The 24,681-nt window shown below is 44.3% G+C and carries 23 protein-coding genes; 17 read left to right on the forward strand and 6 right to left on the reverse strand.

Translation table 11 applies throughout. The features are described 5' to 3' along the window. Nucleotides 1-31 precede the first annotated feature (31 nt). Together ACXABW_RS07690 and ACXABW_RS07695 are read left to right on the forward strand one after the other, a co-directional pair. Nucleotides 32-2,377, forward strand: coding sequence for an ATP-binding protein (locus tag ACXABW_RS07690; RefSeq protein ID WP_457521970.1), 2,346 nt, complete (start codon nucleotides 32-34; stop codon nucleotides 2,375-2,377). 1 nt (nucleotide 2,378) lies between these two features. Continuing rightward, nucleotides 2,379-3,257, forward strand: a complete 879-nt coding sequence (locus ACXABW_RS07695; protein ID WP_457521971.1) for a mechanosensitive ion channel family protein — start codon at nucleotides 2,379-2,381, stop codon at nucleotides 3,255-3,257. Between the two features lie 77 nt (nucleotides 3,258-3,334). On the opposite strand, the gene ACXABW_RS07700 is transcribed toward ACXABW_RS07695, so the two are convergent. Continuing rightward, nucleotides 3,335-5,365 (reverse strand): sensor histidine kinase, encoded by a 2,031-nt coding sequence (locus tag ACXABW_RS07700; RefSeq protein ID WP_457521972.1) that lies wholly within the window; start codon nucleotides 5,363-5,365, stop codon nucleotides 3,335-3,337. Then, entirely contained in the window at nucleotides 5,355-6,806 is a 1,452-nt protein-coding gene (locus tag ACXABW_RS07705) for a sigma-54-dependent transcriptional regulator (RefSeq protein ID WP_457521973.1), read from the reverse strand. The genes ACXABW_RS07700 and ACXABW_RS07705 overlap by 11 nt, the downstream gene beginning before the upstream one ends. Before the next feature lie 246 nt (nucleotides 6,807-7,052). Between ACXABW_RS07705 and ACXABW_RS07710 the strand changes: the two genes are divergently transcribed. The 6 genes from ACXABW_RS07710 to ACXABW_RS07735 are packed head-to-tail and all read left to right on the forward strand — an operon-like array spanning nucleotide 7,053 to nucleotide 11,984. Beyond that, nucleotides 7,053-7,868 carry a substrate-binding domain-containing protein gene (locus ACXABW_RS07710; RefSeq protein ID WP_457521975.1) on the forward strand — a complete coding sequence of 272 codons (816 nt, stop codon included), beginning with the start codon at nucleotides 7,053-7,055 and terminating at the stop codon, nucleotides 7,866-7,868. Nucleotides 7,869-7,874: 6 nt separating this feature from the next. Then, the gene (locus ACXABW_RS07715) at nucleotides 7,875-8,573 is read left to right on the forward strand and encodes an ABC transporter permease (protein ID WP_252027199.1); all 699 of its coding nucleotides are present in this window, start codon (nucleotides 7,875-7,877) and stop codon (nucleotides 8,571-8,573) included. A gap of 9 nt (nucleotides 8,574-8,582) precedes the next feature. Beyond that, complete coding sequence (locus ACXABW_RS07720; protein ID WP_457521978.1) at nucleotides 8,583-9,299, forward strand: energy-coupling factor ABC transporter ATP-binding protein; 717 nt, start codon at nucleotides 8,583-8,585, stop codon at nucleotides 9,297-9,299. Continuing rightward, complete coding sequence (mobA, locus tag ACXABW_RS07725; protein ID WP_457521980.1) at nucleotides 9,277-9,864, forward strand: molybdenum cofactor guanylyltransferase MobA; 588 nt, start codon at nucleotides 9,277-9,279, stop codon at nucleotides 9,862-9,864. The genes ACXABW_RS07720 and mobA overlap by 23 nt, the downstream gene beginning before the upstream one ends. 27 nt (nucleotides 9,865-9,891) lie before the next feature. Further along, nucleotides 9,892-11,664 (forward strand): bifunctional molybdopterin-guanine dinucleotide biosynthesis adaptor protein MobB/molybdopterin molybdotransferase MoeA, encoded by a 1,773-nt coding sequence (locus ACXABW_RS07730; RefSeq protein WP_457521981.1) that lies wholly within the window; start codon nucleotides 9,892-9,894, stop codon nucleotides 11,662-11,664. 56 nt (nucleotides 11,665-11,720) lie between these two features. Continuing rightward, nucleotides 11,721-11,984, forward strand: coding sequence for a DUF2960 domain-containing protein (locus tag ACXABW_RS07735; RefSeq protein WP_252027203.1), 264 nt, complete (start codon nucleotides 11,721-11,723; stop codon nucleotides 11,982-11,984). Between the two features lie 64 nt (nucleotides 11,985-12,048). Here ACXABW_RS07735 and nagK read toward each other — a convergent pair whose 3' ends face one another. Together nagK and ACXABW_RS07745 are read right to left on the reverse strand one after the other, a co-directional pair. Further along, nucleotides 12,049-12,957 (reverse strand): N-acetylglucosamine kinase, encoded by a 909-nt coding sequence (gene nagK, locus ACXABW_RS07740; RefSeq protein ID WP_457521983.1) that lies wholly within the window; start codon nucleotides 12,955-12,957, stop codon nucleotides 12,049-12,051. Between the two features lie 155 nt (nucleotides 12,958-13,112). After that, nucleotides 13,113-13,874, reverse strand: coding sequence for a tRNA-uridine aminocarboxypropyltransferase (locus tag ACXABW_RS07745; protein WP_457521984.1), 762 nt, complete (start codon nucleotides 13,872-13,874; stop codon nucleotides 13,113-13,115). Nucleotides 13,875-13,960: 86 nt separating this feature from the next. On the opposite strand from ACXABW_RS07745, the gene ACXABW_RS07750 reads away from it, so the two are divergent. Further along, nucleotides 13,961-14,770, forward strand: a complete 810-nt coding sequence (locus ACXABW_RS07750) for a sterol desaturase family protein (RefSeq protein ID WP_457521985.1) — start codon at nucleotides 13,961-13,963, stop codon at nucleotides 14,768-14,770. 28 nt (nucleotides 14,771-14,798) lie between these two features. Here ACXABW_RS07750 and ACXABW_RS07755 read toward each other — a convergent pair whose 3' ends face one another. After that, nucleotides 14,799-16,814 carry a methyl-accepting chemotaxis protein gene (locus ACXABW_RS07755; RefSeq protein ID WP_457521987.1) on the reverse strand — a complete coding sequence of 672 codons (2,016 nt, stop codon included), beginning with the start codon at nucleotides 16,812-16,814 and terminating at the stop codon, nucleotides 14,799-14,801. Between the two features lie 91 nt (nucleotides 16,815-16,905). On the opposite strand from ACXABW_RS07755, the gene ACXABW_RS07760 reads away from it, so the two are divergent. Beyond that, nucleotides 16,906-17,412 (forward strand): C40 family peptidase, encoded by a 507-nt coding sequence (locus ACXABW_RS07760; protein ID WP_265686654.1) that lies wholly within the window; start codon nucleotides 16,906-16,908, stop codon nucleotides 17,410-17,412. Nucleotides 17,413-17,434: 22 nt separating this feature from the next. Here ACXABW_RS07760 and ACXABW_RS07765 read toward each other — a convergent pair whose 3' ends face one another. Then, nucleotides 17,435-17,779, reverse strand: coding sequence for a DUF3802 family protein (locus tag ACXABW_RS07765; RefSeq protein WP_252027209.1), 345 nt, complete (start codon nucleotides 17,777-17,779; stop codon nucleotides 17,435-17,437). A 408-nt stretch (nucleotides 17,780-18,187) separates the two neighbouring features. Between ACXABW_RS07765 and ACXABW_RS07770 the strand changes: the two genes are divergently transcribed. The 7 genes from ACXABW_RS07770 to ACXABW_RS07800 all read left to right on the forward strand — a co-directional run bounded on the left by ACXABW_RS07770 (nucleotide 18,188) and on the right by ACXABW_RS07800 (nucleotide 24,664). Beyond that, entirely contained in the window at nucleotides 18,188-19,054 is an 867-nt protein-coding gene (locus ACXABW_RS07770; protein WP_457521990.1) for a fructosamine kinase family protein, read from the forward strand. 160 nt (nucleotides 19,055-19,214) lie between these two features. Continuing rightward, a complete protein-coding gene (locus tag ACXABW_RS07775; RefSeq protein WP_252027211.1) occupies nucleotides 19,215-19,418 on the forward strand; it encodes a CPXCG motif-containing cysteine-rich protein in 204 nt (67 codons plus the stop codon). A 211-nt stretch (nucleotides 19,419-19,629) separates the two neighbouring features. Continuing rightward, a complete protein-coding gene (locus ACXABW_RS07780) occupies nucleotides 19,630-21,612 on the forward strand; it encodes a type VI secretion system Vgr family protein (protein ID WP_457521991.1) in 1,983 nt (660 codons plus the stop codon). Continuing rightward, the gene (locus ACXABW_RS07785) at nucleotides 21,612-22,184 is read left to right on the forward strand and encodes a DUF6931 family protein (RefSeq protein ID WP_457521993.1); all 573 of its coding nucleotides are present in this window, start codon (nucleotides 21,612-21,614) and stop codon (nucleotides 22,182-22,184) included. Before ACXABW_RS07780 ends, ACXABW_RS07785 begins: the two co-directional genes overlap by 1 nt. 2 nt (nucleotides 22,185-22,186) lie before the next feature. Further along, a complete protein-coding gene (locus tag ACXABW_RS07790) occupies nucleotides 22,187-22,486 on the forward strand; it encodes a PAAR domain-containing protein (RefSeq protein WP_252027214.1) in 300 nt (99 codons plus the stop codon). 217 nt (nucleotides 22,487-22,703) lie between these two features. Further along, nucleotides 22,704-24,110, forward strand: coding sequence for a type VI secretion system protein TssA (locus ACXABW_RS07795; RefSeq protein ID WP_457521995.1), 1,407 nt, complete (start codon nucleotides 22,704-22,706; stop codon nucleotides 24,108-24,110). 32 nt (nucleotides 24,111-24,142) lie between these two features. Further along, nucleotides 24,143-24,664, forward strand: coding sequence for a type VI secretion system tube protein Hcp (locus ACXABW_RS07800; RefSeq protein WP_252027216.1), 522 nt, complete (start codon nucleotides 24,143-24,145; stop codon nucleotides 24,662-24,664). Nucleotides 24,665-24,681 lie beyond the last annotated feature (17 nt).

Below are 24,681 nucleotides of genomic sequence, written 5' to 3' on the forward strand. Positions count from 1 at the left end.
ACTCTAACCTTATAAGTTATAAGAGATTTTTATGCATTTACTCATTCGAGTAGTCATCGCTATTAGCCTTTTGGTCGCTCTTCCTGCTCAAGCACAATGGGAGTATGACTTCAAACCAGTACCAGAGGCGCAAGATATTGCGAAAGACATTGCTCAAGAGGTTTCCTCTCTGCCCGACCCGTTATTCATGAGTCCTCAAGATCGAAGTAAGGTGCGTCAGCTCCTAAATGCGGTGCTTGCCGAGCAAAAAAAGCAGATTGATATCTTCGATGAGCGTTTGAACCATTATCGTGATGATGCCAATGAGCAAACTTGGTTTGACACCGAAACCAGTTACCTGACGCTAAACAGCATCAGTTTAAGCAAGCAACGCCTTCTTGAGCTGACTTCTGCATCGAATCGCGACAAATTAACCGGTTTTGGCCCTTTTGGTGTTACCCAGTTTAAACAAGAATGGTCGCTGACAAGACTTAATGGCGAATACCTACTGTATTTTCAATTACGCAGCTTCAAGTCGCTTGTAAAAGACATCTTTATTTCGCCAATCCCTGTAATTTGGGCGGGGCTGAAGGTTTTCGTTATTTATTTGGTATTAGCCTGGTGGCTGCGAAACGCGCAAAGGATCATTACTCTTTTTCGCGAGAGCCAATTAGATAACGCAGCCCGACCGCCAATATGGATTCGTTTGATTTGGTATGTCAGTCGCGCACACCGCGCTATCGCATGGTTAATTGCCATTACGCTTTCGCTTCGGGTACTTTCAGCAATTCCAAGCCTACAGCATTTGATCTTCCTAGAAATTTTCACTTGGTGGATTTTGGGAGGCTCGATTGCGATTAGCTTTATCTTAGAGTTTACCTATCGCAATAGTCGCAGCTCTAATCCAGAAGTACTGGCACTGCGTTTATCAACGGTACGCCGCTACGTATGGAGCATCATTGTCGCAGGCGTTATTTTACAGATTTCGATGCGCACTTTAGGCAAAGGAACCATTTACTACTGGATTTATAGCGCCCTATTCTTCTGGTTTGTGCTCGTGACGATTTCAGTACTTAGAATTTGGCGCAACAAAGTGTTCGAAGTTGCCGAGAAGTTGGCCGATCGACCTGTATGGGTTAACTGGGCTATCAGCCGCAAAGACGTTTACATTGTCAGAATTGTCGGTACGGCCATCGCCGCACTATGGATTGCAGGACATACCTTTAAACACCGCATTGTCGCCATGCTGTCTCATTACACCATCTTTAGCCAAGCTCTAGCGTATTTATTCCGTATAGAGGTGGCCAAACAAACCGGTAACAAAAATGAGCAGCACAACCTGGTGCGTGTTAAAGGAGATGCCACATTCGAGTACGTACTGCCTGGCACGCACGACAGTGAGCTGTTCGACTACGCGACTGATGAATTTAAGCAACTGTCACAATACTTGCTTAGCGACAGCCCTGCTATCTGTGTGCTATCTGGAGAACGCGGTATAGGCACCACTACCATGCTCAACTCGATTCTGAACAAGGTGAAAAACGCCGAGCCGGTTTATCTAAATTGTCCTTATTCCGGATATCAGGAACTGCTGACACACCTTGCTGTCAGTCTTGGCTTAGACGAAGACGCAACAGAAATACAGATCCTCTCTTTCCTTAGAAAAAGTGATACTCGCTACCTAATTGCTGTTGATAACGCACAACGCCTTGTTAAACCTATGGTTGGCGGTTTAACTAGCCTTATTAAACTCACTAACTTATTACGCCGCTCTAAGAAGAACCACCGCGTGGTAATTGCAATCGAAAAAGCGAGTTGGCGATTTGTGGACAGAGCGCGTGGTGAACGCCTACTGTTTGATTGGGTTTCCTTCATGCCTAAGTGGAGCGAAAAGCAAATTCAGCAACTGTTGGATAGCCGCGTCAATCAAGACATTGATACCCCACTTTCATTCGATGGATTAGTGGTGCCAAAGCAGTGGGACCAAGAAGAAATCACTGAAGAAGAGCGCGCAAAGCAAGGCTTCTATCGAATTCTATGGCATTACTCAGATGGCAATCCAACCGTTGCCCTGCGCTTCTTCCGACAATCGTTGCAGCGCAACAAGGAAACCGAGCAGGTGTTTGTAAGGCTATTCCGTGCTCCAGAATCACAAGAGTTGGAGAAAATGCCAAAACCTATGCTGGCGGTTTTACGCTCTATCGTTCAACTTGAAATTGCTTCGACTGAAGAGCTATCCGAATGTACCCAGTTAAGTGTCGCCGAAGTGCTTGGTACATTACGCTACTTCCAAAGCCGTGGATTCATCGAATGGAGTGAAGACAAAGCTCGAGTATCCGATCACTGGTTCAGACACATTACCAATGTACTTGACCGTCAACACCTATTGGTGAAGTAAGATGATGAGACTATTTGTATTTCTAGTAACCCTAATCGCTAGCGGCTCTGTTTTTGCAACGGAAGAAATTGCTAACGTCGAGAACATTACTCAATTCGCTAGCTTGATCCGCTGGAGCGGCGTGTTCTTTTCTGCGATTGTGGTCGCGGCCACTTGGCTGTTACTCAAGTTCATGAACTCCATGGTGGAGAGCATTGGTAGTCAGTTTGTGCAGTACCGAATGCTGCTGCAAAAGCTTCAATCCTTCATGCAGTTCTTCATCTATATGTCAGCGGGCTTGTTGGTGTTTATGATGAGCTTTCGCATTAACGACCATATCCTTACTTTAATTGGCGGTACGCTTGCTGTATCAGTCGGCTTTGCACTCAAAGACCTTGCCGCATCCTTCATCGCGGGTATGACAGTTATGATCGACCGCCCATTCCAAGTAGGCGATCGAGTCACATTTGAAGGCAATTATGGTGACATTGTCACAATTGGGTTGCGCTCAGTCCGCATGCGCACCCTTAACGACGACATCATTACCATTCCAAACAACAAATTCCTTAATGAAGTCACCATGAGTGGTAACTATGGTGCACTGGATATGCAGGTGGTGATCCCATTCTATGTTGGAATGGAGGAAGACATTTCACTTGCCAGAGATTTAATTCAAGAGGCCGCTTCGTCCAGTCGTTATATCCACTTGCCTAAGCCTGTTGTTGTTTTGGTAAAACAGACCATCACCGATAACTATTTAGCGATTCAATTAACGTGTAAGGCATATGTAGTGGACACCGCATACGAGAAGCTATTTGAAACTGACATTACTCTGCGAGTAATGAAAGAGTTCAAAAAGCATGGCATCAACGCACCTAAAATTGCTTTAAGTTCTCAGTAAATCTTAGATACAGCAAACAAAAAGGCCTCACCTTAGGATGAGGCCTTTTTTATTGTCACGATGAGTTAGAAAAACAATTAAGAACTGGAAGAGACAAGAAGTTCTACTTCCGCTTTTTTCGGCAAGTAAACGCTAAAACAGCTGCCTTTGCCATACTCAGATGTTGCTCTGATTTCTCCCCCCGTCTGGCTCAAAATACTTTGAGAGACAGAAAGTCCCAAACCAGTGCCATCTCTTTTGGTGGTATAGAATGGGTCGAAAATACGTTTAAGTTGCTCAGGCTTAATGCCACACCCTTCATCTTGCACATGGATCACCGCGCCAATTGCCTCGCCACTTTCTATCCAGTCTTCACTCGAGATTGTTAGCCTGCCCTCGCCGTTCATCGCATGAATCGCATTCATCTGTAGGTTAACTAAGATCTGCAGTAGCTGGTGGCGATTAACCTCAACCGAGGTGTGTGCATCAAGCCTAGAAATGAATTCCAGATTGCGCTTTTTCGAGCCTGTTTTCACTAGCGTGATGCTCTCGTCAACAATCGGGTTAACATGTTGCCATGTAATTTCATCTTGCACGCCACCTTGCCTACTGTATTGCAGCAAGCTTCGAGTAATGTTTCTAATGCGATCAATCTGAGCCATGATGGCATCAATCTCTTCTTCCACTCGACTTGATTCATCGCCTAATTCAAAACGCATCAGTTCTACATTACCCAAAATCACCGCAACTGGATTATTGATTTCGTGTGCAATCCCCGCAGTCAGTTCACCTAGCGCTGCCAGTTTTTCATTGGTCACTAGCTTATTGCGGGTTTGATTTAGCAGCTTAATGTGGTGCTCTAGCTGCTCTGTTTTCTCTTTTAAACTCGCCGTTCGGTGTTGGACCTTGCATTCTAGTTCACCTGCTGCTGTTTTGATTTCTTGATTACGTTTATCAAGCAAATCAAGCATGTTATCGAACTGCTTGGCTAACTGAGCAAGCTCGTGCTTTTCATCGAGCCCTAGCTCCCCGATCCGTTGATTTTTGCCGAGTTGAACTAACTTAACAACGCGGTGGATTCGCTCGATTGGGTGAAACAAATCTCGAGAACCGCGGTAAACCATCAACCCCGACACGAGTAACAGAAATAGAGTGGTGATACTGATCTCAACAATATTCGTCAGATAAGCTTTAACGAACGGCCACATTAAATAGCCGGTGTACAACATGCCAATCACATTGTCATATTGGTCTTTTATCGGCTGATAAGCGGTGATGTACCAAGCGTCGTATACAAATGCGCGGTCAATCCATTCGTTGCCTTCAACTAAAACTTCTTGATAAACCTCTTTTGATACGCGAGTACCAATTGCTCGGCCAACTCGACCAGAGCTGTCTAAAGGTACGTTGGTACTGACGCGAAGATCATCAAGAAATACAGTGAGAGTGCCTACTGGGCGTAGGCTATCGTGCTTGCCTGGGTAGATAAGATCACGAATTTGATCGACCAGTTGGGTACTATTGTTGAGTAATATCCCGCCATCGAGAAAGCCGATAATATCGTTATACTGATTCTTTACCGGTACCACGGTGCGGCTTATCAAGCCACGCGTTTCTATCTCATCATCGCCCAATATTGGCGTTTGTGCTCGACGAGCCAAATCAGGGTCAAGCTGATTCAGTTCGTGTTCATCTAATCGGTCGAAAAAGGACTCTCGCTTTGTCAGATCCATAAACTGGAACTTCTGCTCGATAGTATCGACTCGGTGAAAACGCAGAAAGTCTAGGTCATATCGATTCTTCTGTTGAGACACCCACTTCTCAATAGAAGTCGATGGATCACCATCGACCACTTTCTTGCGAAAGTCATATGATTCCGAAAACGCTCTGACATAGTTCGCCTGCTTTTGCTGGATAAGAACGATACTGTTGTTTGCTACGCCCAAGCGCTCTGATACATCGACCAGGGCGCTATTCCATGTGTAGTGAATCGACCAATAGATAGTGATGGCTATCAAGGCGATTAGAGTCAGGAAAATCGGCGCTGACGTTAAAAATAGCAGCCGATAGCGAACCATAGATTTAAATCTATAACGCCACTTTTGCCACAGTCCATAATCACTCGGCATAACTTGGCTCCTCGCCATCCCACTCTTTGTACTTACGTTCTAACGTTTTTCTTGCCACGCCCAGCGTTCTAGAAGCCGCTGATTTATTCCCATCATGGAAGTTAACCACTTGTTGAATATGAGATTTTTCAACATCTTTAAGTGTCCAATTATTCGGATAACCTTCGCCAAAATCGACTTTGCCTTCAGGTATCGATGGTATTTCTGCACCACTGGAAACCGTCATTGAAACATGAGTTGGAGAAACTCCACCGTTCAATTCACGCCAGTAGTGCGCAGGTGGTTTCCCGAGCAAAATGCAACGCTCAATTAGGTTTTTAAGCTCTCGAATATTACCTGGCCAGTCATAATCATTCATGGCCGAGATATCCTCATGAGCCCATTTTGGATCTGGCATCGCAAGCTCAGAAGTCAGCATCTTGGTAAAGAAAGGAACCAACTCAAGCAAATCACTCTTACGCTCTTTAAGTGGGGGCACTTCGATACGAAGTACATTGAGCCGGTAGTATAAGTCCGCTCGAAAATTCCCCTTATCCACTTCCTCTTGTAGGTTGCGGTTAGTCGCTGCGACAACACGAACATCAACACTGATCTCTCTTTCTGAACCAACCGGGCGAATAGTTCGTTGTTCTAAAACACGCAACAGAGCGGATTGCATGGATAACGGCATTTCCCCTATTTCATCTAGAAACAACGTGCCACCATTAGCAACGCGAAAAAGCCCTTCACGGTTTTTCTTTGCGCCAGTGAAAGCGCCAGAAGTATGGCCAAACAGTTCACTTTCAAGTAATTCAGGTGCGATCGCACCACAGTTCACTGGCACAAATGGTCCTTTGCGTTGGCTTGCTTCATGAACACCACGAGCCACAAGCTCCTTACCCGTGCCCGATTCACCTTCCACCAAGACAGATGCTCGAGACGGCGCAAACTGAGTAATCAATTGCTTCAACTGCTTCGTTTTTTCTGATCCACCGACAATATCGGTTGTGAAATGGCGTTTAAAGTCATGTTTAAGCGCAAATTGCATGCGCTCATTCAGGCGCTTGTCCATACAACGCTGAACCGCTTGTAGCATTTGCTCTAGGTTGAATGGCTTTAAAATAAAGTCCGATGCACCAAGTTTTAAAGCCGAGATAGCCATCTCCAAATCGGCGTAACCGGTCATAAAGATCACATCACTTTTTCTTTCCGAATCATTAAATGCTTCTTCCCATTCAATACCAGAGCGACCAGGTAAATTGATGTCTAAAATAATAAGGTCATAATGACTAGAAACCCTCAGTACTTCAGCATCTTCGATACTGCCTGCCGTATCGACTTTGCTAAACCATTTACCGAGTGCCTTCTTTAAAATGGCTTGCATTCCCGCCTCATCGTCTACGACGAGCACTGAAAAAGCTTGGTATTGGAGGGCATTCTTAGAATCGATGGAAGGAGACATAATGTTCTCTTGGCTATCAAAAAATTGGGACAGAGTGTACCAACTAAATTTTTTTTAGCTTGTGCTAATGTGCGACATTTTGTCCTAACTCAAATTTTGAAGCGAATAAGTCGCTGATATATGGATCAAATTGACGGGGAAAGCCATTATTACAGTTGGCACTATGCTTGCTATACCATGTGTGCAATCCGGGTATCGATTGATACGGGCTGTCTATTGTCCATTACATAACGGAATAATAATTACATGAAAGCGACACATTTTACTTTGGCAGCAACGCTAGCCTTCGTCAGTTTCACCGCCTCTTCTTCTGAAGAGTCCCAACACGTGCGTCTTGCGACCACAACAAGTACCTACCATTCGGGGCTGCTTGACTACTTACTCCCTAAATTCGAACAAGACACCGGCTATAAAGTTGATGTTATTGCGGCAGGTACCGGTAAATCGCTTAAAATGGGTGAAAATGGCGACGTCGATTTAGTGATGACCCACGCGCCTAAAGCAGAAGCAACTTTTGTTGACAAAGGATACGGAGTATTACCCCGCAAATTGATGTACAACGATTTTGTCATCGTTGGTCCACAATCTGATCCGGCTAAAGTCTCCAATTCCCAAGATGTGGCAGAAGTATTCAAAAACATTGCTAACGCTAACGTCACGTTTGTGTCTCGTGGTGACGATTCTGGTACTCACAAAAAAGAAAAAGGCATTTGGGAACAAAGCAAAATTGAACCTAATTTTGGTGGCTATCGCTCAGTAGGCCAAGGCATGGGCCCTACGCTTAACATGGCGTCTGAGATGCAAGGCTACACCATCACCGACCGTGGTACTTGGTTGGCATACAACAATAAGCTAGACCTCTCTGTACTATTCCAAGGCGACAAGAAGCTGTTTAACCCTTACCAAGTTATCTTAGTGAACCCAGAACGCTACCCGAGCATCAATTATCAGGGTGCAAAAGTATTCAGTGATTGGCTCGTGAACCCGCGAGGCCAAGAACTTATCAACCAATTCAAACTCAATGGCAAACAACTGTTTGTTGCCAACGCAAACGAGAAATAACGCTCTATGAGCCTTTGGCAGACAACCTTAGAAGCACTCGCACTGCTGTTTAATTTCGACAAAGATCTTTGGCAGATCGTCGCGGTATCCTTTAGCGTTTCGCTATCGGCAATCTCGCTGGTCCTTCTGCCATCGATTCTTCTCTCGTTTATCCTTGCGTATACCGAGTTTCGTGGAAAATGGCTGCTTCTTTCAGTCATTAATACGTTACAAGCTATCCCAACAGTGGTGATTGGCTTACTTCTTTACATGATGCTTTCTCGCTCTGGCCCCCTTGGCGATTGGCAGATGTTGTTTACTCAGAAAGCCATGATTGTCGGCCAAATGATCATTTGTTTCCCAGTTCTTGTCTCCATGATGCACGGTGCATTGCAGTCCAGCGATCGCCGTGCCGTGGAAACATCTATCACTCTTGGGGTTTCCATTCCACGTGTTGCCGCAACCATGATATGGGAAACACGTTTTCCTCTAATGGCAGCAACCATCGCAGCATTTTCTCGTATCGTAACTGAAGTGGGCTGTTCAATGATGGTAGGTGGAAACATTATGGGCATGACACGTAACATCCCTACTGCTATCGCAATGGAAAGTCATAAAGGCGCTTTCGCACAAGGCGTAGCGTTAGGAATTGTTCTATTATCTCTTGCACTTATACTGAATTTTCTCCTTACCAGTATGAGAGGCAAAGGTTATCTTCGTACTTAAGGGCGTTGTATGACGATCAAAATTACAGCTCAACAACTGTCGATGCGTTTCAAAGAACGCGTCCTGTTCCACATTCCAGAGTTATCCATTGGTCCGAACGACGCCATCTACCTTAAAGGCGACAACGGTGTAGGGAAAACAACTCTACTCAAAATATTGTCAGGATTATTAAAGCCAACGACAGGAAAGATAGCACAGCCTACTTCAAACTGGCTCAACCGCTTTTCAATGCGCACAGGACGCAAAGATGTCATCTATCTTCATCAGTCTCCGTATCTGTTCGATGGCACTGTCTATCAAAATGTTGTGTACGGTATTCGCTACCAAAAAGAGTCAGCAAATGATAAGCGAGCTCAAGTTATCACGGCTTTGCGTATGGTAGGATTAGAAACTTTGGCAGATGAACACATATCAGTGCTATCTGGCGGAGAAAAACAGCGTGTAGCCATGGCCAGAGCTTGGATTCTCAAACCTTCGATACTATTAATGGATGAGCCAAGTGCCTCACTCGATCACGAATCAATAGATAGGTTGGTCGTAATGGCAAAAGATCTGCTAGCACGGGGCTCAAGCCTTGTAATCACGAGCCACCAAACTAACGCGCTGACCGATTTATGTAGGAAACAGTGGTGGATAAAAGACACGACACTAGTCGAATCACCACTGCTTCAAGTAATTAAAGATACTTCTCAAGAGAAAACGTATGCTACTTCCAACGCAAACTAGTTGGGTTATTTTAGCTGGAGGCCAAGCCAGCCGCATGGGTGGTCAGGATAAAGGCCTTATTGAGTTAGACGGAAAGCCACTGATCGAGCACGTTCTGGATCGGCTTTCTCCTCAAGCATCTTCCATCACTATCAATGCAAACAGAAATCAACACCGCTATATGCAGTTTGCTCCCGTTATCAGTGATACTTTCCCCGATTACCCAGGCCCGCTTGGCGGCATTCATGCAGGGTTGCTAAACAGTGAAACCGATTGGGTAGGCTTCGTACCTTGTGATAGCCCACAGATAAACACCGACTTGGTCGAGCGCTTCTGCTCTCAAGTTGAGCCTGACAGTGACATACTTGTTGCCCACGATGGTGAGTTTAAACAACCTGTTTTCACTCTTTTCCACAAACGTGTATTGCCAAAGCTAACCGCTTTTTTAGAAAGCGGCGATCGAAAAATCATCCTTTTGTATAAAGGCTGTAATACCAGCTATGTCGACTTTAGCGATTCACCTCAGTGCTTCGTCAACTTAAACACCCCGGAAGAACTTGCCCAGTTTGGCACGGTTCAATCGTAAAGAATCAAAGAGATAGTATTTGTTGCTATGAGTATTCAAACTCCTAATATCCCACTTCTTGGTTTTGCGGCCTACTCAGGTACAGGTAAAACTACCCTACTCGAAGCCTTACTTCCTAAGCTGACCGAAGCAGGGTTAAAAATCGGTGTGCTTAAACATGCTCACCATAACTTTGATGTCGATATCCCAGGGAAAGACAGTTATAGATTGCGTAAAGCCGGCGCGTCTCAGATGTTGATCTCTTCTCGAAATCGCCACGCGCTAATGACGGAAACGCCAGACTCAGAAGCAGAATTTGAATATCTTCTTACTCGTTTTGATACTCAAAAACTGGATGTCATTTTAGTTGAAGGTTGTAAGAATATTGAGTTTCCTAAAATAGAACTACACCGAGAGGAAGTTGGGAAGCCGTGGCTTTACCCAAATGATAACAACATTATCGCCATCGCCGCCGATACTTCGGTAGAAAGTGCGCTTCCCCAAATGAGTATCAACGACTTAGATGCGATTGCTCAATTCATTCTTAACTACGTTGCGAAAGGCACAACAAAAAAAGTAGCTGAAGCGGCATGTTGTGACACCTTATCCCCTGCTTTTCTATCAGTTCAGCAAGGGCAAGATAAAATTCTCGCTGAAGTTTCTGCAGTCCAGTTGGTAGAACCTAAACATATTGCTCAATCATACGGCTGTATTCTGGGACATTCTGTAGCATCGCCAGTGAACGTTCCACAGTACACGAATTCAGCAATGGATGGCTTTGCGATTCGTAGTGACGACCTAGACCGTGCAGAGTATCAAGTTGTTGCAGAGGTCTTGGCTGGATATAGCTACGACAAACCTTTAGAAAAAGGCCAAGCGGTTAAAATTATGACCGGCGCGCCGACACCAGAGAATGCTGATACCGTGGTCATGCGAGAACAAGCTAGTGCTGAAGGTGACAAGGTCACATTCGGTGACGCAGTGATTAAAGCGGGTCAAAACGTACGTCAAGCAGGTGAAGACTTGGCTCTTGGCCAAACCGTGTTTGATGTTGGCACCCGGATAGAGTCTCCTGAAATGGGCATGCTTGCCTCATTAGGCTTTGAGCATTGTGATACGATTCGCAAGTTGAAGGTTGCCGTATTTTCAACCGGAGATGAAGTACAAGCGCCGGGAACACCGATTAAGCCTAACTCTATCTTTGACTCGAACCGATTCACGATCATGGGGTTACTAGAAAAGCTAGGGTGTGAAATTTTAGATTACGGCATTATCGAAGATAACGAACAGAGAATGGTTGAAGCGCTGGAAAAAGCAGCCACTGAAGCCGACCTGATTATGACTTCTGGTGGCGTGTCTGTCGGCGATGCTGATTACATCAAACTGGCTCTAGATAGACTTGGAAAGATCGATTTTTGGCGCATCAATATGCGCCCTGGCAGGCCGTTAGCGTTTGGTAAAGTGACTGGAAAACCGTTTTTCGGCCTGCCTGGCAACCCGGTGGCTGTCATGGTGTCATTCATCAACTTCGTTGAACCTGCTATACGCAAAATGCAAGGTGAAGCGAATTGGCAACCATTGAAAGTGAAAGCGGTAGCAACAGAACCTCTGCGTTCTCGTCAAGGACGTACTGAATTTAGCCGTGGCTTATACAGTGTTGATGAACATGGTCAACTGGTCGTAAAGACAACGGGGAAACAGGGCTCCGGCATTCTCCGTTCAATGAGCGAAGCCAACTGCCTAATTGAGGTCTCCCCTGCTGTCGACACCGTTAAAGTCGGAGAAAGCGTGACAATCATTCCGCTTCAAGGCAGAATCTAGACCAATTACTAAATTCAAAGGCCAGTTCACTGGCCTTTTTCTTTGAGAAGACAAATATGGCTCGTACAATTCTTTACACGTACAAAGATGAAGAAAAGACCCTAACTTTTTCATATCAACAACATAGAAACATCCACGAAGCCGTTGCAGAGGCTGAAGGCATCGATATTTCGGACTACCTTAAAATGGAACAACAGATTGAGGCGGTTTCTGACACTAAAGCAGTACGTAATTACCGCGACAATCACTTTCGTAAGTTAGGGTTTAGTAAGATTACGCTTCAGCAGAAAGAAAACCTTGGCGTAGGTAAAAAGAAGTAATTTCTCATTCAACGAAAAAGGGCTCGTAAATACGAGCCCTTTTTATTAGGTCAATTGACACCTGCTACTTGATATTCAAGAAGGCAGCACCACGTACACCACCTGAATCACCGTGTTTCGCTTTGATGATCTTTGGACATTTAGCCACTGAAAGGAGATGCTTTGGTATACGCTTAGGCATTTCTTCGTAGATAAGTTCGAAGTTAGATAACCCGCCACCCAAAGCAACGACATGTGGATCGTTGCCAGTAAAGATATTTGCAAAACAAATCGCTAGAAGCTCCATGAATCGCTCTACATGCTCCACTGCTTTCTCTTCGCCTTCTGCATGAGCTTTGATGATCTCAATCGCTTTCTTCTGTTCACCAAAGTAATGCTCATAAATCAGCTCAAAACCGCGACCAGAAAGGTAGCTATCTAAACAACCTTTTTTACCACACCCACAGCCTAGTAAAGGCGCATTATCTCCTAAATGGAACCACGCATCCAAAGGTAGACGCATATGGCCAAGTTCACCCGCGACATTGTTACGACCAGAGAAGACTTTACCGTCGTAAATCAGCCCGCCGCCAAATCCAGTCCCCAAGATAAGGCCCATTACAGACGCTTCATCTTTAAGCTCATCATCCCACGCTTCTGAAAGAGCAAAACAGTTAGCGTCATTTTCAATCTTAACGCTACGGCCAATCTTAGCTTCAAGGTCAGCGCGAAGTTGTTTACCTTTTGCAGCAGGAACATTTACAGTTAACACTTCTGACGTATCGGCATCTTCCATACCTGGTAGACCCAAGCCAATTCTGCCTTCACAGCTTAGTTCCGCATCGTACTTGTTTACTAAACCTGCAATGGTCTCAACCAATAGGTTATAGTCATCCGTTGGGGTTGGAACGCGTTCCGTTGCAACACGCTCTAGTTGTTCATTGAAAGCACCAAACTCAATTTTTGTGCCGCCGACGTCAAAGCCGTAATACATGCAAATCTCTCCTAGAAAAAGGTTCCAAAGCTAGAACCAAAAAGCATAACTTTGGGCATTATCCATATAGCTACGCCTACAAACCGTGACGTATAACATATTTATCTTGTAGGTAACTGCAACCGACCAATTGCTCACCAACTGATTACCATTTCTTAGAGGTGCTTCTCGCTTTTAGAATACTCCACGAAACGTTTCAGAAACGGGCGTGTTAAGTCGTGTTTCAAGCGAGTTTTACTGAGCAAGTAGCTTTCCCTAAATGCTTCGAACCAGAGCTCAAGCGTCTTCGACGCTTGAGTTTCACCCGCTTGCTCTAACACTAAAGCCGCAACTTCTGCCGTTGACAAATGATCTTCGTTCATCGACTTACGCATCAAGTATTGGGAAACACTATCAGGCTTAATCGATAGCACAGGTAAACCCGCTAAATACTCCGACTTTCTGAAAATCTTTCGCGCTTCACGCCAGCTACCATCAATAAAGATAAATAAAGGCTTACAATTTGGGGCCTTTTCTTTACGCAAATTAGTCGGTTCAAAGCTTGTTGAGGTGATGAGTCGTTGTTTATCATCAACATAGTCTTCAGGAAATACGATGATTGGTAGGTAGCTGGGCTCACTCAGCACCTTTAGCATTTCTGTGTCTGGTTCTGTACGGTTCCACTGATAAACAAACGTATCTTTAATCACATCCGCGATTAACTTACCCGTATTGCTTGGCTTAAATACCTCGTTATCCGATACAATCAACATGGTAGCAATATTCGTGTCGATGTCAGGCTGAAACTCACAAATGCAATGCTGGCTTGAAACTTGGCAATATTGACAGCGGTTTACTTTCGCCCCTCGAGCATTGAATGCTTTGGTCGAGATAGATTGGCGGTATTGGAAAAGTCGGTGGAACGCGTGAATTCTCATGAGGCTACATCTGCATTAAACTGTGGACGTCTTTCGTTGTGGCGGCATTGTACTGACCACAGGTTAAGAATCAAATGGAGTTACACATGAATAGCCCAGAATCCATTCGTCTAGCCATTTTCATTGCGGTACTTTTCCTATGTGCAATTTGGGAATTCACTTCACCACGTAAAGCCCTTACCCAAAACAAATTTCAACGCTGGCTGAGTAATTTAGGCCTAGTCGGATTTAACAGCATATGTATCAGCCTTTTGATGCCGCTCGTCGCGTTTCAAGCTGCTATAAACGCCCAAGCAAGTGAGATTGGGTTGTTTAACATGAGTCTCTTTAATTCCGAAACGCTTCCTACTTTCGTAATTGTTATTCTATCCGTCGTTATCTTGGATTTTGCGATTTATATTCAGCATGTGGTGTTTCACCGAGTACCTTTGTTGTGGCGCCTGCATCAGGTTCATCACGCAGACCAGGATATTGACGTCACCACTGGCGCGCGTTTCCATCCGATTGAAATTATCCTGTCGATGTGGATTAAGATTGGTATTGTCGTCGCATTAGGGATTCCACCTGAAGCAGTACTGTTGTTTGAAATTATTCTCAACGCGAGTGCAATGTTCAACCACAGCAATGCTTTCCTAAACCTAAAAGTAGACTCTTGGCTAAGAAAGGTCATTGTGACACCTGACATGCACCGAGTTCACCACTCGATAAGAGTGAAAGAGACACACAGCAATTTCGGATTTTTTCTATCGGTGTGGGATCGTTGGTGCAATACCTACCGAGCACAACCTGAGGATGGCCACAGTAACGTCACTATTGGTGTACCTTTATTTCGCACTTCTCGTGAACAGTGGCTAGATAAAATGCTTACCCAGCCATTTAGAATCAAAAAGCGTTAGGAACCGTCCGGACGGAAACTAGACCAATCTACACTACGTATTTGTGCAACATTGCCTGCTGATGACCAGCTATATCCGCCACCTGTTCGGAACTCTCGACCATTGAGTCAAGCTGCAAGCGAGTATCTTCACCCTGCTCTGAAATATGAGCGATGGCACGGCTTACGTCTGCAGTTGCTCGCTCCTGTTGCTCTGTTGCCACAGTAATTTGTTCTATTCGAGCACGAATATGATTCACTGCATCTTCAATACCTTCAAATGTCTGCTTAACTTCATGGCTTGAAGCGAGTGCATTCGACATCTCTTTCCTTGAGTCCGCAACTGCCTCACGTGATTTCTCGGCAGCCGCAATAAGCTCACTCATTCGCTGCCTTATGTTTGACGTCTGTTGAGACGTTCCACTGGCTAGTTGACGAACTTCATCCGCCACCACTGCGAAGCCTCGCCCCTGTTCTCCTGCCCGAGCAGCCTCAATCGCAGCATTTAACGCCAACAAGTTGGTGTTTTCTGCAATGCCCGAAATTAGATCAACCATTTCACGGATTTGCTTAACCCGGTTGTCTAATTCCAGCATTGACTGTTCGTTGGTATTTAGTGTTTTCTCTAGCTTTTCTAGACTTACATTGTTCGATTCAACAACACTAACACCTCTCGACGAAGCTTCCGATGCGGTTACTGACTCAGAATAGGAACCGTTAGTCACTGTGGCGATTTCTTTGATAGAAGCCTCCAATTGAGTCACTGTCGCCACCATGCTATCTAACGAGTGGTTTTGTGTTTTGAGCGTACTTTTCGATTGCTCTGCCGCTTGATGGCTGACTTCAGCACTTTGATAAAGAGTTTCACAATTACGAGTGACGGAAGAAATGGAATCACGCGTAGTTTCAATGACGGTGTTTAGATTACTCGACAATATCTGAAGCTCCTTCGGGCCTTGAAGCTTTGCCGTTAGGCTGTAGTCGTAGTTCGTTAAAGCCTTGAGGCTGTGGGTGATACCTTGTAGACCTCGGTTGATCCATGCTCTTAGCCCCAACCAACAAGTCAGAACGATACAACCAATCACTAGCCCCACTACAACCAATGTATATTTAGCCGACTCCATTACACTATCCACCACCATAGCCCGCTCGGTAATATCAACCTGTGCTCGCGTCGAGATTTCGTCAAGTAACGTAACCGTTTGATTAGCAGCCGTAACTGCGTTGGACACCTTTTCTTGTAGTAATTCAGAATGCTGGAGTTTGTTTAAAATCTGCTTCAATACACCTTGTTCTTTAAAACCTTTCTTCACCATTTCATAAGGGGTAATTAGACTTGCAAATTCAACGACATCTGGGTGCCACTCCAAAAAGTCGTCGTACGCTAAGTTAATACCGGCCACACGATTACGCATCTCTTTGTATTCGAGTTCGGCTTTTTCGAGATCCGTTTGCATCATCAGCATTAAAAAGGTGCTTTCCATAGAGCTTGCACTGGCAATAAAACGGTTCGCTGCATCCGTTGACACGGGGTTATCTACCGAAAGAAAAGAGCTGATTCGATTCATTTCAGGGCCAATAGAACTTAGCCCATATCGAAATCCCGTTACTTCGTCGGAAATCTGTTGTTGCATCTCAAGCAAGGCCGCTTTTGACTCCAAGATAGCCATTGAAGATTGGTTTAATCGCCCTATTTGCTCTTCAAGTGATTGGTGTTGAGCAAGGGCGTTTTCACCAAATACTAACCTACGGCTGTCATTCAAGAGTTCTTGATTAGTTTCAATAACTTGTGCAACAGAACCTTCGATCGACAGCAGCTCTGATGTCGACGTAGCTTGCATACCGTAGCTCAATAATTTTGCTTGTTCGAGTATTGATTGAGTCAACTTTGCATTGTTTAGCGCTTGAGGAAGGGCTTGAGTTGATAAGGCTTCAAAGTTATTGCCTATCCGCTCAATGCTTTTAATACTGGTAAATGAAATCACTGCGACAAAAACTGTTATAGTGATGAAGATAGCGCTGATTGTATGAATCAGTGATAAAGGGCGTTTTGTTTTAGTTTTCATGATGAGTCTAGCCAATTGAAGCAATTGTTTGCTTGATGCTATTGCGCTTCAATGACAGATTCATTTAATTGATATTTCACTTGAGTTACATATGGATAAGATAGCCGTATTGGTGTTGGGTTTACTGATAACAGGGTGTTCTACTGCGCCAAGCACTGTGGTAACTGGCTCAAAATCTGCGGTGGAAAGCCAACCGACATCTCTTCAGCAGCGCAAGTTAGTCGAATCCTTTCTTACCGTTTTTGACCAATGGGAAGGTGCACCTTACCAACTTGGTGGTAGCAGCTTAGCAGGCATCGACTGCTCTGCGTTTGTTCAAATAGCCTATAGTTCAGCTACACAGCAAAAACTACCTAGGACAACCCTAAAGCAAAGCCAAGTCGGAACATACGTGAACTACGATCAAGCTGAAATTGGTGACTTAGTTTTCTTCAAAACGTCACGCACGACTAGGCATGTTGGCGTGTATTTAGGTAGCAAGCAGTTCATGCATGCTTCCACATCCAAAGGCGTAATAATATCTAGGATTGATAACCCGTACTGGGCTTCAAAATTTTGGCAGTTTAGGCGAGTAGCTAACTCGCCTGAAAAGATTTAAGAAAATCGAAAGGTGTGTTTGATTAGTCGTACGTCGCTACGGCAATATCGAAAAGGTTTTTTACCAACGCGATGTATTCATCCAGAAAGGTAATTTGTTCATTGGTGGCTGGCTTGGTCCAAACGCCTGCAAGCACTTCAGATAAGTCTTCTACTACCGAGTCGGCTTCTTTAAGTAGTTGAAAACGCACGCTTGAATGCAGCTCTGGATTCTGCTCGAAAATTGCCATGATATTGCTCGCTACCATATCAGTAACCACATCTTCGACACTTTCCGCGCCCGTGTCACTGGTATCGGACGTAAATACATCTAAATTGAATGCTAGGTGCTCGATTAGAGCTAAGTATCCATCGGTTTCTACAACCACACTAAATTCTCCGCGTTACTGCTTAACTGGCTAGCGATAAGTATTCCTTCACTAATACTAAGACATATAGGCAGACTTTAACAATATACCCGCTCTCAGTTGGCTTTTTTTTACTCATAACCTGAACCAACTAACGCTTTTTATGGTTCAAGTCACACTCTAACCCATCACCAATAAGCGTAAAGTTTCATGAGCTTACTAAGTGTTTGCTATTTGAGAAATAGGAGCCGTACATATCGAAGCTAAGGTAAATCATTTATGATTTGGCTATAGAGGAATATCACACTTTGCCTAATATGTTATATGAATACGTGTGAATTAAATGAATCTTTGAAAAACGAATCAGATTTCCTCTTTGTCTTGTCCTAAACTTATGGCAAATAAGCATTTACGTGGCGGAGAATACTTATGTGGCAAGCTCTATCCCAACAGCTATCTGAAACTCTAATGTTTGATTTCAACATTACCGAACGTTCAAAAGTTCACGGAGGAGAAATTAGTGAGTGCTACATGATCAGTGATGGAGAACAGCGTTATTTTGTAAAAACCAACACGAGGGATTTTTTGCCACAATTCCAAGTCGAAGCGGAGAACATTCAGACCCTTCGCGACATCTCCACCGTATTCGTTCCCGAGCTAATTCTAACTGGCACCAGCAAAGACCACTCGTTTATCGTGCTCAATTACCTTGCGACCAAACCGCTGGATGACAATAAGCTCAGCTTCAAATTCGGTGCTCAGTTGGCCAAGTTGCATTTATGGGGTGAGCAAAAGGAGTTCGGTTACGATCAAGACAACTACATTGGAAATACACTTCAGCCAAACAAATGGGATCGCAAGTGGCACCGATTTTTCTCTGAGCAACGTATTGGCTGGCAATTGCAATTGCTACGAGAAAAAGGCATCGAACTCGTCAATATTAGCGAATTTGTCCAGTTAGTTGAAAGTCGACTCGCCAGTCACACCCCCCGCCCTTCGCTTCTCCACGGCGACCTTTGGCATGGTAACGTCGCTAAATCCGCATTTGGTCCCATATGCTACGACCCTGCGTGTTATTGGGGTGACCGTGAATGTGATATTGCAATGACGGAGTTATTCGAGGGCTTCCAACCTGAGTTCTATCAGGGGTACGAAAGCGTTTTACCGTTAGACTTTGGTTATGCTGAGCGCAAGGACATTTACAACCTTTATCACGTACTGAACCACTACAATCAATTTGGTGGCCACTACCTTGCTGAAGCTGAATCAATGGTTGAGAAAATACTAAGCTATTAATTAATTTACACCCAGAATACATAAACCTCAAAACAGACGCTTTAGTTATGCGTCTGTTTGTTTTTTCTGGGGCAAATCAAACTTTGTACTTAATTCACAACCATAACTAACTTGGCGGCTTACTATTGAAGTATCTCAAACATGAAGTAAGGAGATAGGCATGAGAAACTACACGGAACGAAAGGTAAAATGCCCTCACTGTGGTCATTCAATCGGTATTACGCTGGATGCGTCGAATGGAAGCCAAGAGTTTTATGATGATTGCCCAGCATGTTGCCACGCTATTCACCTCAATATGACTGTCGATGAAAGGCATAATAGTATCGAACTCTTTGTCGATGCCGACGATGAACAAGTCTTCTAAAATTTTAAAAAAGCGCCCTTTATGGGCGCTTTTTTATTAGCCCCACTTTTATTTTCATAACGCAGAACAAATCACACCACACCAAAACATTTGAAATAAAATCACTTTCTTACTTGATGTGCGATTTCTTTTAATTAATCATTAATATTAATTAAGGCGCACTTATAAAACTTGTTGACTTCATTTGCGCCTCAACTTCACAGGGATGTATATGGCTGATCAGTTTTCACCTTCAGCAAGTTCGATTTCTGCTGTCGACTCAAGTAATCAAGAACACAGTGTTACTGAATTTTCTGTTTCACAGCGTCTTTCCGAACCTTTTGTTATCGAGCTCATTTTGATCTCGAAATCCTTTGATTTAGAAGCCCAGTTAGGCCAAAAGCTTACTGTGAGTCGTTATAATAACGAATCAGGGAGCCTTTCACTTTCCCGCTCATACAATGGTGTCATCACTCAGATACAGCATTTAGGCTTAGACGCCAACCTACAGTTTTCAAGCTATAAGGTCGTACTAAGACCTTGGTTCTGGCTCTTGACTCATACCCATGGTTTTCGTGTTTACCAAAACCAATCTACCAAAGACATCGTTAGCGATATTTTCACCAATGCGGGTTTCAGTGGTTCATTTACGGCTAGTAATTTGCCTTCTACTAAACGAGAGTATTGCCTTCAATACAATGAGTCAGATTTTGACTTTGTTACTCGTTTATTGTCAGAAGAAGGGGTTCACTACTATTTCGAGCATTCTTCTTCTGATCATAAAATGATTCTTCAAGATGCTCAGACCCCCTTTTCTAAAGCCAGTACTTCTAAGTTTGATATGGTCGAAGTTCCTTCGGGAAGTAATCCACTTATTCACTCATGGATGCCTCGCTCTGAGTTTCATGGTGCAAGTGTAGAGTTGACTAGTTACGATTACTCACAAAGCAAACTTATTTCCAGCAAGGTGAAGAAATCCAGTCATACCATTTCGAACAACACTAAACTTACGCAAACACACTACCCTCCGTTAGGAATCAGTCGAGATCGCTCTGACCTCGCAAGTAACTTGGTTAAGCGCCGTATTGAACAAATAGAACAGAATTACCAAAGTGTCATCGCAACAAGCCATTCTGACGAGTTTGAGCTAGGATCCTGGTTTTCTCTCGCGAATCACCTAGATAAGAACCAATTGGGTGATTATTCCGTCATTGGAATGACCGCTGCTTATAACAGCGAAGGTGAGTGCACGATAGAGATAGATCTGATTCCACAGGCGACACCCCATTATCCTCCAGTACTTAACAAACCCGTGGTTAATGGCTTACAAAGCGCACTGGTCGCAGGCTCAACGGCTGGTGATATAAACCAAGACGAACAGGGCAGAGTAAGAATACAGTTCCACTGGGACACTGAAACCTCTGGCGACAAAACAAGTTGTTACGTTCGAGTTGCACAGATGCTCGCTGGCAGCGGTTATGGTAGTCAATTTGTACCGAGAGCCGGGCAAGAAGTCCTTGTGGCCTTTATTGATGGCGATCCTGATCAGCCTGTAATCACTGGTAGTGTATACAACAGTAAGAACGCCCTCCCGTACCCAGAAGCCAATAGCACTAAATCTGGTTTCAAAACTAAACTTTCTGGGCAAAGCAATGAATGGTATTTCGATGACAAGAAAGACAACGAGTTGTTTTACATGCACGCAGCAAAAGATCTTACCCAAGAAGTTGAAAATAACGTCACCGAAACGATTAAGGGCGAAGCCAGCCAAACCGTCACTAAGCAGGTGACGGTATCCACTGAAGATAATTACAGCCTCTCAGTCACTAAGGCACTCAGCCAAAAAGCAAAATCTATTTCCATAGAAGCCGATGACTCAATAGAGCTCACAGTAGGATCAAGCAAAATCAGTATTTCCTCATCTTCTATAAGCATAGAAGCCAGCAGTATCGAAGTTAAAGCATCCAACTCTCTATCGTTGCAAGGCACTAGCGTAGAAAGTAAAGCGACCTCTTCCAATAAGATAAGTGGCGCCACTACGGCTGTTGAAGCAACAAGCTCAAATAGTATTAAGGGGATGAGCGTTGCAATCGAGGCCCAAACTACGCTCAGCGCACAGGGGCAATTGAGCGCAGAGTTTAAGTCAGGGTTAAAGGCGACGTTTGATGGCGGTGTTATGGGTGAAGTAAAAGGTGCAATTGTAAAGGTTAACTAATGACGTTTAAAAAGATTCCCTACAAAAGTAGTGCTCAAATACTACCTCGATTTAAAATTTCGGATGATGCGGCTGCCCTTATTGAGGAGGAGGCATCCGTTGAACAGACAATTCAAGTTCTTAACGATAATGCCCTATATTCAGACCTAGTTCAGTTCTTAGCTCATGCTCTGCCCGTCAGAGAAGCTATTTGGTGGGGGGTACTATGCCTCCAAACCCGTCAAAATAATTGGTCACCCATACAATTACAGTGCTTAAACTCCGCAAAAAGCTGGGTCAAAGGGCCATCTGAAGAGCTACGCCGAAAATGTGAACTATACTCAAATCGCTTAGAGCTCAACTGTGGACCTTCATGGCTTGCTCAAGCCGTCTTTTGGAATGGCTCAGGAAGCATTGTATCGCCGGAGCTTCCAGCAGTACTGCCCGACCCGTTCCTGTATTCCAAGGCCGTTGCTGGCGCAGTTAACCATTCAGCCGCACTACCCGAATGGGACAACTACCAAGGATATATCGAATATGCCATCTCGACTGGGCTAGATATTGCTCGTGGTGGTAACGGAAAAGAGGATTAACTATGACATTAGCAGCTAGATTAACCGACATGCACGTGTGCCCCATGCAAACACCAGCTGTTCCTCCCGTACCACACGTAGGTGGGCCGATAACAGGCCCTGGAGCACCAACTGTTCTCATTGGCAATATGCCGGCCGCTACAATGGGAGATATGTGTGTTTGCGTAGGACCACCCGACTCCATCATTAAGGGAAGTGCTACCGTTTTAATCAATAGTAAACCGGCAGTTAGGATGGGAGATACCACCTCTCACGGTGGGAGTATTGTGCTAGGAATGCCCACAGTTATGATCGGGGGTTAGTAAATATTTTCATTTACCTTTCACATTTAGCGTGACATCAGTCCAGTTTTTTAGATGAAGTTCAAAGTTTTTGGTAAATAATTATTTTCTCGAAGACATTTCATAAAAAAGTCCTAGAATTAACAAATGTTAATAAACCTTTAAACCTATTGATAATCATAGTGATGCGTAGATTTTAACCACCTAATTATCGATTAAGTTAATCATCAGGAATCATATGGTAGACACGGACAGTTTGCTGACGCCAATTTCGGAATCCGAGCCTTGTGGCGTATATTTAAAATTAGATCGAAGTGCCTACAGAGGCATTCGAAATGCATACAATGCATCTCAATCCTCTTTCCGTCAGTTAGTAGAAACACCTGATGCCTCATCTGATCAAGCTATTGTCGATAGCAATGAAGCCAACTGGCAATCTTTGCGTGAAATCACTGAAGACGCACTAAAAACAAAGACCAAAGATTTGGAGATACTAGGTTGGTACATCACCAGCCAACTGTTCACAAATCAGCCTTACGAAAACCTTTCCTGCTCTATCAGCCTAATCAAGTCTTATGCGGACACTTGGTGGGATGATCTGAACCCTAAAATGCCAGCGGAAAAGCTCAAGTCACCTGACGAAGCGGGTCAACAGAAAGAACAAGCTGAATTTAAGATTAAGCCTTTGCTCCAACTGGTAGGTGAGTCAAATGAGTCCACCTCCTTGTATATTCCGTTGCAAATGCTTGGCCTAGTGGATGACATTACATTTGCTGATTACCTTAGAGCTGAGCGACAAGGTGAAATCGCAAGCTTAAAGGAAAAAGCACTAGGTTTATTTTCTTCCGATACTCAGCATACGCTGATGGCACTTTCCGACTGCTACGTCAACTTGGTACAGGCAGAAGCGACCATTTCCACAAAATGTAATGAAATCGGCGTTTCTGCAATTAGCTTTAGGTTTATAAAGCAGAACATTGCTGACCTAATCAACGCAATTCAATTCCTAGTTGGCGACAAGTTCGCTATTTGGCCGTTAGATTCAAATTATCAACCTAAAGGCGATGAGCCTGAAGCAGAGCAGCCTGTTGAGTCGGTTCAACCACAAGGCTCTGCACCTACTGCGGAAACAAGCAGTGCTAGTCAACCGCAATCAACTAGCACAGCAGCAGGTTCTCCAGCACCAGCTGTCACCTCCTCAGTTAATGCGGTCACAACCAATACACCTATCGCTACAGGGCCAATAGCAAGTCGCGAGCAAGCATTTCACGAAATTCGCAAAGTCGCTGAATTCTTCAAAAAGAATGAACCGCATAGCCCTATCGCATTTTTACTCGAGCGCGCTATCCGTTGGGGACAACTCAGCCTACCTGAACTTTTACAAGAAATGGTCGGAAATGATTCATCGGCGTTAAATCACATCAACCTACTAACGGGTATGGACAACTTAGAAACAGCAGAGCTCGGTACCTATACAGCCCCTGCTGTTCCTGCAATGAATTCAACAGAAGAAGTAAAGCACCAAGATGTTGAATCTCGTTCGAATCCATCGAGCGAGAGTACTGAAACTATGCAAAACACAGTTAACCAAAACTCTGAACCATCAAGTCAAGACTCAGGAAACCTGACAGATTTCGAATGGTAAGGAATTAATGCTAGCTAGCAAAGGAGAAAAGAATGGCTTCTATTTACATGAGAATTGACGGTACTACCCCTAAAGGCGCAGCAACTGTTGAAAAAATTGGTGGTAAGGACGGTTTTTTTGCAATTGGTAATGTCTCTTGGAGTGCTGTACGTGGTGTAGGTATCGACGTTGGTAACGCGAACAACGCAGACCAAGGTATGGTTGCATTAGGTGAAATCAACGTAAACCGCAGCTGTGATGGTGCGTCACCTTACTTGACGACTTTCCTTTATGCACCTGGTGCAGAAGGTAAAACAATTGAGATTGTTATGACTAAACCAAACCGCGAAGGTTCTGGTGCAGATCCATACCTAATCCTTACTCTTAAAGAAGCTCGTATGGCGAGTTACAACATGGGCGCGACTGACGGTAGCCTTCCAAGCGAGTCATTTAGCCTGACATACACTCAGATCTCTAAGGCCTACTACATCGAAGGTCAAAACGGCAAGATCGAGAAAGGCCCAGAAGTCGGATTTGACGCTACAACAGCGAAAGTGACTTCAACAGCGTCTTAATGTAATTAAGGAGAAGT

Source organism: Vibrio paucivorans, assembly GCF_054053395.1.

Bases quoted from the DNA above. Each gene is read 5' to 3' on its own strand.
- ACXABW_RS07690 (WP_457521970.1), top strand. From the start codon at position 32: ATGCATTTACTCATTCGAGTAGTCATCGCTATTAGCCTTTTGGTCGCT.
- ACXABW_RS07695 (WP_457521971.1), top strand. From the start codon at position 2,379: ATGATGAGACTATTTGTATTTCTAGTAACCCTAATCGCTAGCGGCTCT.
- ACXABW_RS07700 (WP_457521972.1), bottom strand. From the start codon at position 5,365: ATGCCGAGTGATTATGGACTGTGGCAAAAGTGGCGTTATAGATTTAAA.
- ACXABW_RS07705 (WP_457521973.1), bottom strand. From the start codon at position 6,806: ATGTCTCCTTCCATCGATTCTAAGAATGCCCTCCAATACCAAGCTTTT.
- ACXABW_RS07710 (WP_457521975.1), top strand. From the start codon at position 7,053: ATGAAAGCGACACATTTTACTTTGGCAGCAACGCTAGCCTTCGTCAGT.
- ACXABW_RS07715 (WP_252027199.1), top strand. From the start codon at position 7,875: ATGAGCCTTTGGCAGACAACCTTAGAAGCACTCGCACTGCTGTTTAAT.
- ACXABW_RS07720 (WP_457521978.1), top strand. From the start codon at position 8,583: ATGACGATCAAAATTACAGCTCAACAACTGTCGATGCGTTTCAAAGAA.
- mobA (WP_457521980.1), top strand. From the start codon at position 9,277: ATGCTACTTCCAACGCAAACTAGTTGGGTTATTTTAGCTGGAGGCCAA.
- ACXABW_RS07730 (WP_457521981.1), top strand. From the start codon at position 9,892: ATGAGTATTCAAACTCCTAATATCCCACTTCTTGGTTTTGCGGCCTAC.
- ACXABW_RS07735 (WP_252027203.1), top strand. From the start codon at position 11,721: ATGGCTCGTACAATTCTTTACACGTACAAAGATGAAGAAAAGACCCTA.
- nagK (WP_457521983.1), bottom strand. From the start codon at position 12,957: ATGTATTACGGCTTTGACGTCGGCGGCACAAAAATTGAGTTTGGTGCT.
- ACXABW_RS07745 (WP_457521984.1), bottom strand. From the start codon at position 13,874: ATGAGAATTCACGCGTTCCACCGACTTTTCCAATACCGCCAATCTATC.
- ACXABW_RS07750 (WP_457521985.1), top strand. From the start codon at position 13,961: ATGAATAGCCCAGAATCCATTCGTCTAGCCATTTTCATTGCGGTACTT.
- ACXABW_RS07755 (WP_457521987.1), bottom strand. From the start codon at position 16,814: ATGAAAACTAAAACAAAACGCCCTTTATCACTGATTCATACAATCAGC.
- ACXABW_RS07760 (WP_265686654.1), top strand. From the start codon at position 16,906: ATGGATAAGATAGCCGTATTGGTGTTGGGTTTACTGATAACAGGGTGT.
- ACXABW_RS07770 (WP_457521990.1), top strand. From the start codon at position 18,188: ATGTGGCAAGCTCTATCCCAACAGCTATCTGAAACTCTAATGTTTGAT.
- ACXABW_RS07775 (WP_252027211.1), top strand. From the start codon at position 19,215: ATGAGAAACTACACGGAACGAAAGGTAAAATGCCCTCACTGTGGTCAT.
- ACXABW_RS07780 (WP_457521991.1), top strand. From the start codon at position 19,630: ATGGCTGATCAGTTTTCACCTTCAGCAAGTTCGATTTCTGCTGTCGAC.
- ACXABW_RS07785 (WP_457521993.1), top strand. From the start codon at position 21,612: ATGACGTTTAAAAAGATTCCCTACAAAAGTAGTGCTCAAATACTACCT.
- ACXABW_RS07790 (WP_252027214.1), top strand. From the start codon at position 22,187: ATGACATTAGCAGCTAGATTAACCGACATGCACGTGTGCCCCATGCAA.
- ACXABW_RS07795 (WP_457521995.1), top strand. From the start codon at position 22,704: ATGGTAGACACGGACAGTTTGCTGACGCCAATTTCGGAATCCGAGCCT.
- ACXABW_RS07800 (WP_252027216.1), top strand. From the start codon at position 24,143: ATGGCTTCTATTTACATGAGAATTGACGGTACTACCCCTAAAGGCGCA.